The following is a 17,340-nucleotide window of genomic DNA, read 5'->3' on the forward strand; positions in this document are numbered from 1 at the left end:
GACCTGATGGCGATCCAGCTAAGAGCCTCTGAGGAAGGAATTCCATACCAAACCCTGGTGTCGAGCATTATTCACAAGTACCTATCGGGTTCGTTGAAAGATGTTTCTGCTAACAAGGCGCTGCAGACGGACGCGGCAAAGCCGCGCCGCTGAGCGCAGCGTTAGATTACTATATGTAATCCGCGCCACATCTATGCTCATACTCATTTAATGTCGCTCTAATAACTTGTGTGAAATATGGAAATAATTACAATCATCACTCTGTTGTTAACTTTCTTCGGGACGGTGGCGGCGATTCTAGTTGTTCCAGAGGTAAGGAATGCACTAAAACTTAGAAATGCGGCCACAGCACCTGTAATATCAATAAATAGTGAAAACCCAGAATCTATCTTTGAAGAGGAATTCGAAAATAACAATAACAGCTGGGAACTAACAAATAACAATCAGATTTCAATGGAAATCACAAAATCCAAACTATTGCTGGTGAACAAGAAGGACAGCACCCAGCATGGATTTAAGCGCATTGATTTGCCTGTAACAGTCAAAACAAATTTAACTTATCTAAAATATGAGGTTACTTTTCGAAAGGTTGAAGATGGTGGTTTTCCTTTCCTGTTACTCTTTGGTGAAGGTCACGAAGATACATATGCGTTCGGCATAGTTAAAAACTTATATATTTATGGCAGGGCGAGCACTACAGACTGGGAAGAAACCATAATCAACTATACAGAATCCAGTCATATAAAAAGCGATGGCAGACTTAATAAAATGGATATCTTGATTCAGGGAAGCGAACTAAATTTCATCATCAACAACGAGCTAGTTGACAAAACAACGAACGAACATTCATTTGGAGACAAGCTTGGGTTACTGCTAGGTCCGGGTGATTCAGTTGAAGTGTACAGAATTTTTGTCTCTACTAAAGAGTAAATCTAACAATCACATGCACTCGGACAGCAAAAAGCGCCGCTCGTTCCTCGCTCTGCTTTTTGCTGCCGGTGATGTGAAGCGTTATGCAAGAGAAGCAGCTTTGGGTCCCGGCGATAACGAAATAAAGCGAGAAAATGGATGTCTCTACTTAGTCAAATATTAAAGTGGACAGAATCTCTTCAGTCATGGCAACGAGATGCATGCCGCCGCCTCTTCCAGCAGGAATCAGCACTGAACGAGACCGACCTGTCCGAGTTATACGCACTTCTTAAGAAGAATTGCGGTATAGAAAGTGATGATGCACTGTTGCCGATTCCACTGGCTAAAGAGCACCTTCCTGCCGAACTTGCCCTAGGCGAGTCAGTTACTCTAGTCGCTTTGAGAGACCTGCAAAACGTCAATCAGATTCCGAATGATCGTATTCTAACTTTCTCCGAAGCTGGTATTACTGTGATTTATGGAGGAAATGGTTCGGGCAAGTCGGGCTATGCTCGTGTTATGAAAAGAGCTTGTCGGGCTAGAGATCAATCTGAGCCTGTCCACCTAGATGCAAATAATCCGACGGCCTCTAAGAGCAAGATATTGTAGAGCTATAGTAGAGCTATAGGGTCAGGTCTAGATAAGATGCATCATGTATGCTACTATCAACCCCATGAGTAGACCCATAAGAATTGAATTTTCTGGTGCCTTTTATCATGTGACCGCTCGCGGTGATCGTCGTGAGAATATTTATGATGATGATACTGATCGAGAAAGGTTCCTTGCCATTTTGGGACAAGTCATTGAAGACTTTAATTGGGTTTGTCATGCTTATTGTCTGATGAGCAATCACTATCATTTGTTGGTTGAAACACCAGATGGCAATTTGTCGAAGGGTATGCGTCAATTAAATGGCGTGTTTACACAGGCATCGAATCGTCGCCATCAACGCAGTGGTCATTTGCTCCAAGGGCGATACAAAGCGATTTTGGTTGATGCGGACACTTATCTGATGGAATTGATACGCTATGTTGTTCTCAATCCGGTAAGGGCAGGCATGGTGGACCAGCCCGGGAAGTGGCCATGGAGCAGCTATAATGCAATGGTTGGGGAAGCTTCAGCGCCGCCATGGCTAGCAACAGACAAATTACTAGCACAATTTGCAGCTAAACGAAATGAAGCAGTGCAAGGGTATCGTCAATATGTTGCGCAAGGCATTGGACAAGAATCAATATGGCGATATTTAAACCGACAGGTGTTTCTAGGTGATGATCATTTCGTGCAACAGATGCAGCAAAAAACCAAAGCATTGTCTGATGATCTCAATATACCCAAAGCCCAGCGCCGCCCACCTGCACCGACGCTGGAAAAACTAGCGCAGGCCCATGCCAACCGTAATGAAGCCATTGTGGCAATGTATACGACTGGCGAATACAGTTACTCACAGATTGCTGCGTTCTTTAACATGCATTTCACAACTGTGGGTAAAATTGTTCGAGCAGAAAAAGCGAATAGTGGTAAAAAGGGGAGATAGTTTGGTGTCAAATGCGCGGAGGCTTTGAATATAGACCTGACCCTTATTTTTTGTGTAGACCTGACCCTTATTTTTTGTGACCCTTTGACCCTTATTTTTTAACCCTTATTTTTTCTTATTTTTCTGGCCCTTATTTTTCTCCTTATTTTTCTCTCGTACTTGATCAAGCAGTTTATTAGCGGACGGCATTGTCGTATTTGCTTGCATAAAATGTCTTGATAAAGATTAATTATTATTAAAATACAATATAATACTTTATATTAACTGTAATTTTAAGACATTAGTTGGAAGATCATTGGACAAAAGTCGTATATATTAAGTTGGGCATCAATGGATTCTTCGTGCAGGCTCTAGAACTAAAAATCCCACCCGTTGTGCTGGTTCTTATCACATCCGCACTTATGTGGGCACAGTCGGTTGTTGTCCCGAATCCGAACTTCGCTTTCTCAGGCGCAACGTTCGTTGCAATCGTGCTGGCGTCAGCTGGTGGCGCCATCGCTTTCTCTGGTGTGCTGGCGTTCAGGTCTGTGGGGACAACCGTCGACCCTAGAGTTCCGAATCAATCAACCACCCTCGTCGTTCACGGTGTATACCGAGTTAGCCGGAACCCTATGTACGTCGGGTTCTTTCTCGTGCTGTGTGCTTGGAGCGTATTTCTAAGCAACGTTGCAGCTCTTGTCATGCTTCCTGTCTTCGTTCTCTACATGAATCGGTTTCAGATCAGGCCTGAGGAACGACACATGAGTGAGAAATTCGAGGGTGCATATCGGCGGTACAAAGAAACGGTGCGCCGGTGGGTTTGATGCCCAACAAACCGTTGCAGCGGACATTTGACCCGCCGTCGACAGGTTCAGAGGCCAGAGTTCTATTCAAAAACATAGCTTAGGAGAAACAAAAATGAGACATACAATCAGCTTTACGCTCGCTATTATGTTGAGTGCTTTGGGAGTTTCAGTCCCGGCGTGGGCAGGCGAGTTGGTACGCGCAAAAGGGAATTTTACTGTAGAAATCGATTTTTCCACGCTGGCATTGAGACCAGTTGATGAAAATTGCCTGCTGACGATTGAGGGCGTGGTTAATTTTACGGGCACGCTTGAAGGAATTGCTTTGGCAAGAACACGCGCCCTGGCCTTGGCTTCATGCGAAGAAGTCTCCACTAGTCCGCCCGGAGCGTACGAAGACGTGTTTACCTCGGCATTCGAGTTCGCTGGAAAAGTTGATGGACGCCCAGTCGTCGCTGATTTCACATACCGTGGGCGCACCGCGATAGGCGGAGAGATCAATGCAGTATTCGCTCCCTCCAATGGTCTCAGGGGTCGGTTGTTTGTGGATGCCATAGTTGCCGTTGGGGGCTCGTACAACGGATATTTAAGAGTGGTCAATCACTAGTATGAAAGGTGACTTAACATATTTGGGGCCAGAGTAACAAATATTTGTTACTCTGGATTGCTTTATGCGTCTATTTACCGATCGTGTTTATCAAATTCCAGTTAAAGATACAGATCGGCATGCAACAAATACTTCGGTTATTGCACCTCAACCTATTTAAAAAACGTGATCTCATGGTACTGTTGCGAGGCGACTCACCTATTACTCTTTGCAAATATGATAACCAGCCAACTTTGTTCAGAAAGAAAAGTTAACGGGACAGCAATGTACAGGCTCACTCAACAAATGGGAATTTGCTATCTTCAAACATAGCTCGAACAGATACGACCCTGAAGAGTGGATGTTTACAGGCATGGCGCATCTTGATGGAAGCATTGAAGGTGCAATGCTATGTGACATGGATGCCTAACACCGCGCTTAAGCGGGACGGCCGCTATCGCGCTCGCCCCCTAGCTTTACGTTAAGCATTTGCGATAGGCAGACACTATGTTAACCAAAGACATATACTTTAAAGCAATAGATTCAACGCGTGATGGGCTAATAATCACTAAGGCGAAGGGTAAAGAAAATCTAATTGTATACGTCAATCCTGCTTTTGAGCTTTTATCAGGATTTAGAAAATCAGAAATATTAGGGAAGGATTGTAGATTTCTACAGGGTACGGAAATTGATCAACCGCAGATAGCTGAGATTAGAGCCGCAATAGATAATGGAGAGTCAATTTTAATCACCTTAAGAAACCACAGAAAGGACGGAAGTATTTTCTGGAATGAACTCTCAATTTCACCAATAAAGAATGATATCGGTGAAATAACTCACTTTATCGGCATTCAAAAAGATGTTACGGAGAGAGTAGAGTTAAAAAACAAATTAATGGAGGCAAATAAAAGTCTTAGTGATTTGAATTCGAAGCTGGAGCAAGATAATAAAATAGATTCATTAACAGGAGCGTACAACCGGAAAGCCATTAATCATGAAGTTTCGATCTTATGGACCAGCGCCAAAAGATCAAACGGACATATTTCTGTATTATTTGTAGATATAGATCATTTTAAGGCAATTAATGATACATATGGGCATAGTGCGGGTGATGTTTGCTTGAAGCATCTTTCTAACGTACTGAAAAGTATTTGTGAGAGAGAGTCGGACATTGTACTCCGATACGGGGGAGAGGAATTCATGGTTGTTTCGATCGGGAATAAAAAAGACGAAGCAATTGCATTAGCAAATAAACTCTTATCCAGCGTGTCATATGAAACTGTTAAGGTTAAAGAACCAGATATTAGAGTTAAATATACTCTGAGTATCGGGGTAACTTCAGGTAGGCCCCACTCTAAAATTACCTTTGAAGAATTCGTTGCGGCTGCTGACAAGGCGATGTATGAAGCCAAGATGCGTGGGAGAAATATGGTCGTTTTTCGGAGTATATAATATATACTTTAACACTGAGCTCAGTGATTTTGGAAAAAACCTAACAAGGCAAATTAATGTGACATTTTGTTACGCTACGCTTCACAAAATACCAATTATTTGCAACGTTAGGTGACTTAAGGCTTTCTAGATGAACATATTCATACTAGATAAAGATATAGAAAAATGCGCACAGTATCATTGTGACCAGCACGTAGTAAAAATGATACTCGAGAGTGTGCAGATGTTATGCACGGCACTCAATAAAAAAGGGTTTGCGACGCCCTATAAATCTACTCACATAAAACATCCCTGCGTGCTCTGGGTAGAACTGTCATTTGGGAATTTTTCATGGCTAAAGAGTCTCGCTCTTGCGTTAAATACCGAATACCGATTCAGGTTTGAAAGAGATTCCGATCATAAATCAATATTTGCCCTCAATGAAATTTCAAACTACAGCTACGACAATCGAGGATTAACTGAATTTGCTCAGGCGATGCCGGATAAATACAAAGTTCCGGGAGATGCGGTTAAAGCATACAGACAGTTTTATCTCGGTGAAAAGATGGGATTTGCTAAATGGACCAAAAGGAGCGTACCTGAATGGGCACACGGATTTTAAACGATGCACAAAATTCACTTAACAAGCGCATGCAGCCGAAAAAGTGCCTGCTACGCGCGCACTTTGCCGCTGATGCGAGGCGTTATACTTTGCGGCCAGCAGATGGAGCCTCCTGAATGAAATTTCTGGTTTTTTTGGGCACCGTTCGTGAAAGCACACCCCCGGAGCCAGCCCGCCTGGGTGTTCGTGTAGCAGAAGCTTGCCTGGAATGTTTAAAAAGCCGATATGAGGAGCATGAGGTAGAATTGATTGATGCGCTGGATTATCCGTTTGATACCGTGTTCAAGCCACACTTTGCCTACCCAAAGAGCAAAGCGCCTTCCAGCCTCAGCAGGCTGGCAGAAAAAATAAAGTCATCCGATGGCTTTATTATGATCAGTCCCGAGTACAATCATTCCATGAGTCCTGCGCTGGCTAATCTGCTAAACCACTTCGGCAGTTCTTTGTTTGCCTATAAACCGAGCGCAATCGTTACATACTCAGCCGGTCAATGGGGAGGAATGAGAGCGGCAGTTGGAATGCGAACATTTCTCTCGGAGCTGGGCTGCCTGCCAGTTTCTGCGATGGTTCATGTGCCAAAAGCTCAGGAGGTTTTTGCCGTGGATGGATCGCCGCAGCCGGGAGAGGACCCAGTATCCTGGTTTAATTATTTTGGCCGAACTTTCAATCAATTGGTTTGGTGGGCTCTGGCTGCCAGAGAGCATCGTGCAAGGGATGATCCGCACCAACTGATTAAGGATTTCAAGCGGGATCCTTCTCAACGGAACGCCCCTTAATGCGATGGGCATAACAAGTGCAGGTTGTCGGACGTAAACACCGCAGGGTCTTGCATTGTTATAAATGATCCTGCCGTTGTCAGCCGGATTGTTAAAATAGTGGATGAATTTGGAGTGCATTATTATGCGGTTGTCTTTCGGATTGTTAAAAAGACGGAGAAGGGATGTTGTATTGCAAGACCCTTTTCGCGTTTTGCCGCAAAAAACAGATAATTCCCTCAATTAAAACCAATCTTTCAATTGGCAGCCATTAAAAACCTCAAAAAGAAAAAAATTTAAAGCGCCTCCGCTTGTAGCGCACGACCCCGGAAACTATTCAATGGAAATCAAAGTTAATTTTCTCGATAATCTCAGACTTGAAGCTAAGTTTGATGATTTTATTGTCATCACTGACCAGCCTGTTCGCTACAAAGGTGATGGCTCAGCTCCCAGTCCTTTTGATTACTTCCTGGTTTCATCGGCCCTTTGTGCGGGCTATTTTGCGCGGGTGTATTGTTTGTCCCGTGACATTCCTACTGAAAACATCAGGCTGTCGCAGAACAATATAGTTGACCCTGAAAACCGTTATAACCAAATCTTTCAAATTCAGGTAGAGCTGCCAGAAAGTATTTCTGATAAAGATCGCCAGGGTATTTTAAGATCGATTGACCGCTGCACAGTGAAAAAAGTAGTCCAAACTGGCCCTGAGTTTAAAATCGAATCGGTTAAAAACCTCGACGAAGATGCGCAGGTCATGCTTATGGGTCAACCTGAAGGCAATTCCAGCACTTATATCCTGGGTAAAGATCTGCCACTTGAACAAACCATCTCGAACATGACTGCCATTCTGGCAGGCCTTGGCATGAAGATCGAGATTGCTTCCTGGCGCAATATCGTGCCAAATGTGTGGTCACTGCATATACGCGATGCAGCTTCGCCTATGTGTTTTACCAACGGAAAAGGCTCAACCAAAGAGAGCGCACTTTGCTCGGCGCTAGGTGAGTTTATTGAACGCCTTAACTGCAATTTCTTTTACAATGATCAGTATTTTGGCGAAGAGATTGCCAACAGCGACTTTGTACATTATCCAAATGAGAAATGGTTTATGCCGGGGCCAAATGACGAGCTGCCAGCTGGCATTCTTGATGAACATTGTTTAGGCATCTACGATCAAGACGGTGAGCTGCGTGGCTCAAATCTGATTGATACCAACTCGGGTTTGGTTGGGCGTGGCATATGCGCTATTCCATATGTGCGTCAGTCTGATCAGGAAACCGTATATTTCCCGGTTAATTTGATTGACAATTTATTTTTAAGTAACGGCATGAGTGCGGGCAATAACCTGTATGAAGCGGAAGTGCAATGCCTATCGGAAATCTTCGAACGTGCGGTAAAAAAACAAATTATTGAAGAAGAGATTGTCTTGCCAGACGTGCCGCAACACGTGCTTGAGAAGTACCCAGGCATCTTGGAGGGCATTAACGCCCTGGAAGCGCAAGGCTTTCCTGTGGTGATTAAAGATGCCTCATTAGGCGGCCAATTCCCAGTGATGTGTGTGACGTTAATGAACCCAAAAACGGGTGGTGTATTTGCATCATTTGGCGCCCATCCATGCTTTGAAGTAGCGCTGGAGCGCAGCCTGACTGAGCTATTACAAGGCCGCAGCTTTGAAGGTTTAAATGATGTGCCACGGCCAACCTTTAATAGCCTGGCAGTGACGGAGCCAGAAAACTTTGTTGAGCACTTTATTGATTCAACGGGTGTTATTTCCTGGCGCTTCTTTAGCGCCAGGTATGATTATGAATTTTGCGAGTGGGATTTCTCAGGCTCAAACAAAGCAGAAAAAGAGCGCTTATTGGATATTTTAAAAGATCTAGGGAAAGAAGTTTATATTGCCGAATTTAACGATCTAGGCGCCACTGCCTGTCGCATTTTGGTGCCGGATTATTCAGAAATATATCCAGTTGAAGACCTTGTTTGGGATAACACCAACAAGGCACTGGATTACCGCGAAGATATACTGAATATTCATTCTCTGAGTGATGCCAGCCTGGCGCGTTTGGTGAAGCGTTTAGAAGAAAGCCAGCTAGGTAACTACATGGATATCCGAACCCTGATTGGCATTGAGTTCGATGAAAACACTGTTTGGGGACAGCTGACCATTCTTGAGCTGAAAATTCTTAGCTACCTTGCCTTAGGCGAGCTTGATGAGGCCATTAGGTTAGTAGAAGAGTTTTTGCAGTACAACAACAATACCGTAGAGCGCGGCTTGTTCTATCAAGCGGTTCATGCAGTACTTGAGATCACCCTGGACGAAGCATTGGTGCTTGAGAATTTTATCGTCAACCTAAATAAAATGTTCGGTAAAAGAACCATGGACAATGTAGTCGGCTCTGTAACTGGTGAGGTGAAATTCTTTGGCCTGACCAGAACCAGCATGAAGCTGGAAGGCTTAGATAAGCACCTAAGACTAATCGGGAGCTACAAAAAACTTCATCAAGCCCGCGAAGCGAAAAAAAGGTAATGCCAGGTTGGAAATTCTGGGGACACAATACTTAATTATGCTACGCTTCGGTGAATTCAAATTCGGCACGGGGCCAAGTTTTTCATGACTACAAATAATCCTGATACTGCTAGCCGGGTTTTTAAAAAAAGAAAAGGAATGGACGCTGTATTGCGAGACTTGATTCCTTTGTGCGCTCTTTGTCTTAAGCCCTGATACAAATTTTGTATTTCATAGCCCAACAGCGCTCTGGCCACTGGGCTATGAAATGTTCATTACATTTGTTTACAAATAAACCAGTCTAGCTTTTCTGCATGACTAACGTTTGGTTTGCTTTGCAGTTATTTTTGTTATGTTAAGTTGCTTTGTTCAAATTCTGTGTTACACCTTGGTCGTTTGCTCCAGAACCCGTCACTGTCACAGCGATAAACCCAACGGAAGCAATCACCATAAAAGTACCAATTGACATAATTAGAAAATTTCTAGTTGTATTCATGCTAGTCACTCCTTAGATTGATATTTGACTTCCGAGGAAGTGTATATAAATCAATATCTGAGGTATATCAGGGTAATTATTATTATTCACTAATGGAATCCATTAACTATTTCGCTGTTGCGGTTAAGGTGGTTTGGATGACTTGCCCCTTTTTACTGAGCAAAAGCATGCCTGTCAATAATAGGCGATGACGCAGTTTTGAGCTTGATATTCATAAGGAAAAACTGATTATTAGGCGACAATTAACCTGTCCGGTCCGTATTGCCATTTTCAATTTCCAAATTTTAATATCGCGTAAAATAGATCATGGATTGTTATAACGCAGGACTTGACCCTTTCTTTCCCTGGCCAGCGATTTCTCAATATAGCAGCACAGGTCAGCCGACTGGCAAAGTATACAGGCTTCTCGGGCATCAATCAGCGAACCGGTCGTAATTTCCCAGCCATTGACGCGAATTTGTGGTGCATCGCCAAGCCGTACTTCAAACAAATAGGTCGTCCGTTTGCCGTATCGGCTTATACGCGTCGATACATCAGCAAGACGCAAAGTAGCAGGTTCAATTTTTATGCCGGTTTCCTCGAACAGCTCGCGGACTGCTCCGTACTCGGGTGTCTCGTGACGCTGCATGACACCACCAGGCAACGAATAACCATCTTTATAGGAATGAGAAACGAGCAGGATCCGTTTTTTATGCCAAACTGCTACCATTGCCATTGTGCGTGATGGCTGTAGCCAGGCATAGAAACAACGGACAAGCACATACGCAGATGGCATGATCCACCGAACCAACGGTATCAAAGCATTGGAAAACCCAGGTGTCGCGCGATGCTCAACCATTATTTTTTGGCCAGAATAGAATTTTTCTCGGAGTTGCCAGATTGTGCATAGGATAAATAAATGCCCTTTTTCATTAACTAAAATTTACGGGTAATTCAATGGGTTGTCAAACACGCTTGCAAATGATACAAACGGGAATGTCTATTCCACGTTAAATCGGACAGACTATCGGCATGCAAGATACAAAAAAGTTATACTGTGGATGCCGATTTTATCCAGTAATTGATATAAGTTAGGCTCAAGAAAAAGCGTGATTTTCTTACTCGAGTGATCCCCGGGTAACAGTCAGTAGCTTGTTAAATAAAGGCTGGGGCGACTTCTGGATAATCGTAAAGACTCTGAGCATAACGAATAAGGTTAGATCGTGATTCACGCGTAGCGTGAAGCCATGATCTGAACCGTTTGTTAGACAAGCCCGGTGATTCTTATGCGCTATGAAAATCACTTCTTACCGATGGAGGAGTATCTTGCAAACCAGAACTGGTTGATGATTGTTTTAGCTTGACTTGTTCAGCCGTTGATTGTTATTTTGCTTTTTCTGAACGACTATTTACTCTTTTTTGCAAATGCGGCCCGAGCAAGACCTGTCAGCTTTTTTGGCTTGTTTCTCTCATCTGGTTTTATTCAAGGTCACATGATCAATTGATACCCCTTTTATTAAAACAGGCGCCAGTTTTTGCCGGGTTAACTGCTCAATTCTGGTTCTTACGATCTGCATGATGTCACTACAACAAGTATAGGTTAGTTACGGACGGGATTCTATTTGAGCACAACATCAAAGCGCGTTGCGTTTTTTCCGATCCCGCAATTCAACCGTTAAGGTGTACAGCAAATTCATAGGCAACTGACTTGAAAGTCAAACGCATTGTTTCAAACATTGAAGTTTCAACCCTGGATAAGACGGCTAATTTTTATACTGATATTTTTGGTCTTGAACTATTAATGGATCATGGCTGGATTCGCACTTATGGTCAAACGAGGTGATGAATGTTCAAATCAGCTTTGCGACTGAAGGTGGGTCAGGAACATCAGTGCCAGACCTGTCAATTGAGGTAGACGATGTTGAAACAGTTTTGGAAAAAGTAAAGGATACAAATATCCCTATCGAATATGGTCCCGAGAATGAACCATGCGGTGTTCGCAGGTTTTATGTACGCGACCCATTTGGAAAGCTCATCAATGTTTTGCAATATGAGTGATGTGCATCCAAACATGCGCATGTAGTCGGGTAAAGTGCCCACTAAGCGTGTGTTTTGCCGCTGAACGCAGCGTTGGCAGCATATCGAAGCAGGTGTGTTGATGCCGGTTTAAAATTGACCAGGCAAATAGATTTCCACGGTAAAGCATTTGCTGTGCCTTTGCATGCATTGCCATAGCAGTCTTAATTGTAAAATCAAAGTGATATTATTTTCTTTAAATATCAACCTTTAATTCTCTTGAATATTGTCCCAATATCAAGTTAATATGTCGCTATGAATAAAAATCGGCATGGTGGAAAACGCGCAGGGGCAGGGCGCAAGAAACGGTTCGACGAGCCGGTAATGCGCTTGCGCGTACCGCAATCCTGTATTTCTGAGATAGAGGCGATGTTAGAACAGATCATGAATCAGCGGCAATCAAGAGAAGCATTCCAGAATATTTTATTTCCAGCCAAAGATCCGGTGTCATTAAAACGTCCGATCCATTCTTCGTCTGTGCCCGCCGGTTTTCCATCCCCGGCAGACGATTATGTCGAAGGGCAACTGGATCTGAACGAATACTTCGTGCCGCATCCATCGGCGACATTTTATGTGCGCGTGACTGGCGAGAGCATGACCGGGGCGGGTATCCTGCCTGGCGATATACTGATTGTCGACCGGTCGCTGGATGCCGCTCATGATTCGATCGTCATCGCAGTCGTTGATAACGAATTAACCGTCAAACGACTGTTCAGAAAAAACGGGCGCATAGAATTGCACCCTGAAAATCCAGCCTATCCAGTCATTCAACTGGATCAGGAAATGGAATTGATCATATGGGGCGTGGTGTCCGGTGTTACCCGTAAACTCTGATATTCCCCGGCGTATTGCGCTGGTCGACTGCAATAATTTCTACGTATCCTGTGAACGGGTGTTTCATCCTGCCTGGAACAATCGACCTGTCGGCGTGTTATCCAATAATGACGGTTGCATCATCGCCCGTTCCAATGAACTGAAAGCTACCGGTATTCCGATGGGCGCGCCGTATTTCAAGCATAAAAAACAGTTGGAAGCGATGAAGGCAGTCATCGTTTCCAGTAACTATGCTTTGTATGGTGACATGTCTGCACGCGTTATGGATACACTGGGGCAATATGCGCCGGATACTGAAGTCTACAGCATCGATGAAGCCTGGCTGGATTTAACAGGTGTCCGGTCTGAAGTACTCGATGCGCTGGGCCGAAAGATTGTCATGAAGACTTATCAAAATACCGGCATACCCGTCTCCATGGGTATTGGTCCAACCAAGACACTGGCCAAGATCGCCAACCGTATCTCTAAGAAATACGATATCCCTGGCCGGGTGTTTAATATCAGCAGCGCCGGGTCGCTTGAAGCTGTATTGGTCAGTGTGGCGGTTGCCGATATCTGGGGTATCGGTCGGCGCTGGGCCGAGAAACTGAATAAACAGCGTATTTATACTGCACTTGATTTACGCAATGCCGATCCGGATCATATGCGGGCGCGCTACAGTGTCGTGATGCAGCGATTGATCATGGAGTTGCGTGGAACAATCTGTCTGAATAAGGAAGACATTGCACCGAAAAAACAGATTATTGCATCACGCTCTTTCGGTCAGCGTGTAACCTGCAAACAGGCACTCATTGAAGCAACTGCACTGCATGCAACCAGGGCAGGGGAGAAACTGCGCGTGCAACACTCCGCTTGTGGTGCATTGCAGGTCACGATTCAGAACGGAAAGCATAATACCCGTGAGTCGTACTTTTCGCGCAGCTGGACGATTCGTTTTCCTGTTGCTACCGCTGATACCCGGGAACTCATTGCTGCAGCCAGTAACGGCATTGAAAAGATATTCAAGCCTGGTGTGCGTTATGCAAAAGCAGGCGTCATGCTGTTTGATATCGTATCAGACAGTCAAATCCAGGGCACGCTATTCGATACAGATAACAATCCCGTATCGTCACGTTTGATGCCGACAATTGACAGAATCAATCATCAGTTCGGTAATCACACGCTGTTTTTTGCTGCTGAAGGGGTGCATAAAACATGGGCGATGCAGCGCAGCCGGATGACACGGGCATTTACGACAAAATGGAGTGAGATTCCGCCGGTGAGATAAGTGGTGCTTAAGCTTTGCTAGCGTAGCGTATGACAAAGTTCAAGCGTCGCGGAAAAGTGTCTGAGTTAATGGTTTTTGTTAGGTTGGTGGGGGGGTAGGAAACCAACTGTTTACACTCTCATAAGTAGTATAAAAACTCGACGCAACAGAGAGAAAATAAGTTGAATTAGTTCCAATACTGAATGGCCACGTTCTCATTTCATGGAGTTCTTTTCTCATATTAGTCTGAAACTGATAATCTAGGTATAACTCAGACTTTCTTTCGGGGGAAATATCTTTGTTCTCAAGTTCGTTAAATAGTAATTTAATTGATTCTGACAGCTTCTTTTCCTTATCCAATTTGTATCTATTTAGTGATTTATTTATAGAAATTGCAGGAACTAACAGAACAAAGATCGACGCTATATAAGGTAATAGAATCCAGCTAGCATAAAGAATACTTACATATACTTCACTTTTGTACTTCCACTCCGTAATAGATATGTATACAGTAATCAAGACACCAACAACAAGCGTTACTGTGCTAAAAATAAGTAAAGCCCAACCAATAAACCGTGTCCCACCACACTTGTCTTGAGACGTATAATCAAATATTGGCTCCAAATTTTTGGAGAAACTATTAATACATTTCGTTACGCCGACAATTCCAGATAAAGCTACACCACATATAAACCCCGCAATAAAATAGGATCCTAGGATTACAGCCTTATCTAATATGGAGTCATATATATCTGGCAAACCAAACAGGACGCCCATCAGGCTATTTAAAAAGCCAAATGTCATTCCACCTAAAAGAAATTTCCTATCTGATAAATAGTTGTTAATAGAAACTATAAGCTTATCTCGTTCATTTGGTTTTAAGCGCTGTCCTAACTGTGGCAGCAACATTCTAAATGTATGGGTAGCAAAAAATAAACTTAGGCTCGCAACCGTTATTATGATTGAAAGAATCCACCCTTTTTCATCAAAAACAACGGTTCCTATACTCAAATAGTGTATTACTAGAATGGATGCACCAAGAAGTAAAGAGACTAAAACCTTCTCCATGAATCCGCCTCGAATATTTTTGAAAGCTCTTTCATAGAAAGGACAAAAATCATCATATGCCATATCGAGTTCCTTTATGAATTCTCGGATAGGGAGCCTAACGTCCAAATCAGCCGCACAGTTTACTGTGTCGGTTGTATTTGTTTGTTATGCAATTCTATCGAGTAGTGTTTCGCATTGTGCCCTGTCTCGGAATCCACGGTGTCAGAATCAATTTTTTGTATAGGTTTATTCCTGACGCAAATCAATTTTTCATCAGTTACATACTGGCAGGTACCAATATACAAATCATTGTGATGACCTGGATATTGGCAGGCTTGGGATCTTTCTTTCTCCTGGCAAGATTCCACAGCAGCCTTGTTTAGCGGCAACGAGTGAGCCTGGGTATCATAACCAGTGACTATTGGTAAAATAAAAGCGAAGAGACATACCGGTGATTTTCTCATAGAATCAGTTCCAATCATTTTTTGTCGCTTGACATATCGTTACGCCTTGGAGGTTGCTCTTCATCCGCGCCGTGAGGTGGACGGCCTTCAGCACCATGTGGAGGACGGTGGCCATCGTTAGGTCCACCTTCAGGACGAACTGCTTCGCCACGTAGACAGCCAATCATCATATTTTCACTAGGACTGGCCGCGCGATAGTGATAGCCGCGTACAGCATCGCTTGTGCCACGGCATTCATCAAGTGATTCGGCTTCCTTGCCTTCAGCATCTTTCATGGCATAGATAGCGTAACCATCAAGTGCGTAACCTATCAATGGCGCATATCCATCATTGCTAACAGGAGTATCTGTACATCCCGTTGTCGCGTGGTAGTGGTATCCCTGATGTTCATTAATGTGGCCACCACAGTCGTCAAATGCAGCAATAGTATAGCTTCCCAAAATGTCATCAACGGGGGCCGGCCCTGAAAGTTCGACTCCATCAAGTGCAATACCAGCGGTACGAACTCGTTCTGTTCGATCTGCCGGAATAGGCTTGGTTGGTATGAGGTATGTGCGAGAAAAATTCTCATCAAGGTAAGCCATTTCACACTCGATACAATTTTGTTTGTATTGCTCTTCAACGTCAGGCTTTGCAGCGCCCAGACAAGCCTCTTTGGTCGCCGTATAACGTACCTTTCCAGTCTCCGGATCGTAGAGTTTCCAATTAGGGTCATCATAGTATGTGGTCAGGTTTACAATGAATTCACCCGTTAAATCGACTAAATCTCCTTCGCCTTCCTTGCTAAACCAAACACCAGAAGCATCTGGGCCGTCAGAAATGGTTCTGGGACAGAAATGGCCCAGTTCACGTCCTGCAGGACTGCCTGAGGTTATTAATTTATAACAAGTGGTTGTAGTACCTGCGGTTGTTTCGCAGTCTACTATTTCGGGTTCTTTAGTAAAGGCACCCGCTTTAAATAAAGAAATATCCAGTCCTTTTGTATCTGTAGTTTTTTCGTTATTTGCATCTGGATTTTTTGCTGTATCTTCGGATGGACTATTGCACCCAGCTAAAGCGAGTGAACTAACGAAAACTACAACTAATATCTGCTCATATCTTGAGAAATTCATAAATTTCATTCGATTTTCCTGGTAATGCATTGATTTTTTGCATCTGGCACATGTGATCGAAGGGACTGTAACGTCGGTTGCATGAGCCAACTGAAGGGGCGACCTCTGTGACAACCCTAGTTACCACGGAACTGCTGTATGGTGCTTCTCGCTGTGTATACACACCCAACCGCCACATTGCTTTACTATAATTGACTCGCTTTTGAGTTGGCTGTACCAACCCTCTCAGTAAGTGAATCCCCGCTCAATCTGTGTTTCACATCACCAATAAATAATCGAGTTATCTCATTATCTATCTCAACACGCAATAGCTCGACTTGATAACGAAGCCTTTGATGAAAACAGCAATGCGCTTGAAGCTATCACCACCTCACTCCAAATAATTTTCAACTTACCACGCTACCGCCAATAGGGAATCACTCGAACTCTTTAGCTCTCGATCACCCTTAACACTTCAACAGCCAATTCGTTGTTACAAGTAATCATATAGTTTCCGTATATCTTCCATACTTTTAGCGTTAATAGCAACAGAGTCGTTATGCTTGTCATATATATCATCCTAAATGAAACGATATACAGATTATATAGATCAGAAGATCATGACAGTATTGGCTGTTTCATATTTTTTAGCCAGATGATCGGAGATTTATTGAAAAAAATTGACTGGCTGCTATCGGCCGAGAATCGATTGTCAGGTCGTATCGCAATTAATGGCTGCGCGGTGCCAGATCAGGTTTGAACTAACACAGGTTAACTTGTTAACACCAAGCGACTTTGTCGTATCTTAATTACCAGGCGATTCTGTCGTAATCGCTAATTACCAAGGGAAACTGTCGGTCTCTTTTTTACATGTTTGTTAGTGTTCTTTTTTTGAATACTGGAGGCATGTTGAGGATGATTGTGATGGATTCTAAAGCTCAACTCACCGTTGATATAATTGCTAAAATTGTTGAAGGCAGAA

17 protein-coding genes are annotated in these 17,340 nt (G+C 43.6%); 12 read left to right on the top strand and 5 right to left on the bottom strand.

Annotated elements, in window-relative coordinates:
- The first annotated feature begins 237 nt into the window (after positions 1-237).
- From C8R11_RS15110 to C8R11_RS15150, 9 genes are all read left to right on the top strand, one after another.
- On the top strand, positions 238-930 hold the full coding sequence (locus tag C8R11_RS15110; protein ID WP_107796423.1) for a hypothetical protein: 693 nt from the start codon (positions 238-240) through the stop codon (positions 928-930).
- A gap of 138 nt (positions 931-1,068) precedes the next feature.
- Positions 1,069-1,518 carry a hypothetical protein gene (locus C8R11_RS15115; RefSeq protein WP_107796424.1) on the top strand — a complete coding sequence of 150 codons (450 nt, stop codon included), beginning with the start codon at positions 1,069-1,071 and terminating at the stop codon, positions 1,516-1,518.
- Between the two features lie 64 nt (positions 1,519-1,582).
- Positions 1,583-2,443 (top strand): REP-associated tyrosine transposase, encoded by an 861-nt coding sequence (locus C8R11_RS15120; protein WP_107796425.1) that lies wholly within the window; start codon positions 1,583-1,585, stop codon positions 2,441-2,443.
- A gap of 401 nt (positions 2,444-2,844) precedes the next feature.
- Positions 2,845-3,246, top strand: coding sequence for a methyltransferase family protein (locus tag C8R11_RS17205; RefSeq protein WP_425320592.1), 402 nt, complete (start codon positions 2,845-2,847; stop codon positions 3,244-3,246).
- 139 nt (positions 3,247-3,385) lie between these two features.
- The gene (locus C8R11_RS15130) at positions 3,386-3,832 is read left to right on the top strand and encodes a hypothetical protein (RefSeq protein ID WP_146159128.1); all 447 of its coding nucleotides are present in this window, start codon (positions 3,386-3,388) and stop codon (positions 3,830-3,832) included.
- A 486-nt stretch (positions 3,833-4,318) separates the two neighbouring features.
- Positions 4,319-5,263: a GGDEF domain-containing protein gene (locus C8R11_RS15135; protein ID WP_107796427.1), complete on the top strand. Its 945-nt coding sequence runs from the start codon at positions 4,319-4,321 to the stop codon at positions 5,261-5,263.
- Positions 5,264-5,393: 130 nt separating this feature from the next.
- A complete protein-coding gene (locus tag C8R11_RS15140) occupies positions 5,394-5,864 on the top strand; it encodes a pyrimidine dimer DNA glycosylase/endonuclease V (RefSeq protein WP_107796428.1) in 471 nt (156 codons plus the stop codon).
- Between the two features lie 116 nt (positions 5,865-5,980).
- Positions 5,981-6,640, top strand: coding sequence for an NADPH-dependent FMN reductase (locus C8R11_RS15145; protein WP_107796429.1), 660 nt, complete (start codon positions 5,981-5,983; stop codon positions 6,638-6,640).
- Positions 6,641-6,959: 319 nt separating this feature from the next.
- A complete protein-coding gene (locus C8R11_RS15150; protein ID WP_107796430.1) occupies positions 6,960-9,143 on the top strand; it encodes an OsmC domain/YcaO domain-containing protein in 2,184 nt (727 codons plus the stop codon).
- A gap of 334 nt (positions 9,144-9,477) precedes the next feature.
- Here the strand turns inward: C8R11_RS15150 and C8R11_RS16315 are convergent, their stop codons facing one another.
- A complete protein-coding gene (locus C8R11_RS16315) occupies positions 9,478-9,618 on the bottom strand; it encodes a hypothetical protein (RefSeq protein WP_181258281.1) in 141 nt (46 codons plus the stop codon).
- A gap of 304 nt (positions 9,619-9,922) precedes the next feature.
- Positions 9,923-10,456, bottom strand: a complete 534-nt coding sequence (locus tag C8R11_RS15155; RefSeq protein ID WP_107796431.1) for an NUDIX hydrolase — start codon at positions 10,454-10,456, stop codon at positions 9,923-9,925.
- 983 nt (positions 10,457-11,439) lie between these two features.
- On the opposite strand from C8R11_RS15155, the gene C8R11_RS16855 reads away from it, so the two are divergent.
- The 3 genes from C8R11_RS16855 (at position 11,440) to C8R11_RS15170 (ending at position 13,774) form a co-directional block, all read left to right on the top strand.
- The gene (locus C8R11_RS16855; protein ID WP_244907723.1) at positions 11,440-11,655 is read left to right on the top strand and encodes a VOC family protein; all 216 of its coding nucleotides are present in this window, start codon (positions 11,440-11,442) and stop codon (positions 11,653-11,655) included.
- 273 nt (positions 11,656-11,928) lie between these two features.
- Positions 11,929-12,507 carry a LexA family protein gene (locus C8R11_RS15165; protein ID WP_107796432.1) on the top strand — a complete coding sequence of 193 codons (579 nt, stop codon included), beginning with the start codon at positions 11,929-11,931 and terminating at the stop codon, positions 12,505-12,507.
- Positions 12,488-13,774, top strand: a complete 1,287-nt coding sequence (locus C8R11_RS15170; protein WP_219908629.1) for a Y-family DNA polymerase — start codon at positions 12,488-12,490, stop codon at positions 13,772-13,774. Before C8R11_RS15165 ends, C8R11_RS15170 begins: the two co-directional genes overlap by 20 nt.
- Positions 13,775-13,852: 78 nt before the next feature.
- Here the strand turns inward: C8R11_RS15170 and C8R11_RS15175 are convergent, their stop codons facing one another.
- Genes C8R11_RS15175 through C8R11_RS15185 form a run of 3 tightly spaced genes read right to left on the bottom strand, consistent with a single transcriptional unit; the run spans position 13,853 to position 16,379 of the window.
- Positions 13,853-14,884 (bottom strand): hypothetical protein, encoded by a 1,032-nt coding sequence (locus tag C8R11_RS15175; RefSeq protein ID WP_107796433.1) that lies wholly within the window; start codon positions 14,882-14,884, stop codon positions 13,853-13,855.
- 59 nt (positions 14,885-14,943) lie between these two features.
- The gene (locus C8R11_RS16320) at positions 14,944-15,285 is read right to left on the bottom strand and encodes a hypothetical protein (protein ID WP_107796434.1); all 342 of its coding nucleotides are present in this window, start codon (positions 15,283-15,285) and stop codon (positions 14,944-14,946) included.
- Positions 15,282-16,379 (bottom strand): YHYH protein, encoded by a 1,098-nt coding sequence (locus C8R11_RS15185; RefSeq protein WP_107796438.1) that lies wholly within the window; start codon positions 16,377-16,379, stop codon positions 15,282-15,284. Before C8R11_RS15185 ends, C8R11_RS16320 begins: the two co-directional genes overlap by 4 nt.
- Positions 16,380-17,340: the final 961 nt, after the last annotated feature.

This window comes from Nitrosomonas aestuarii, assembly GCF_003046585.1.
GTDB classification, from domain to species: Bacteria; Pseudomonadota; Gammaproteobacteria; order Burkholderiales; family Nitrosomonadaceae; genus Nitrosomonas; species Nitrosomonas aestuarii.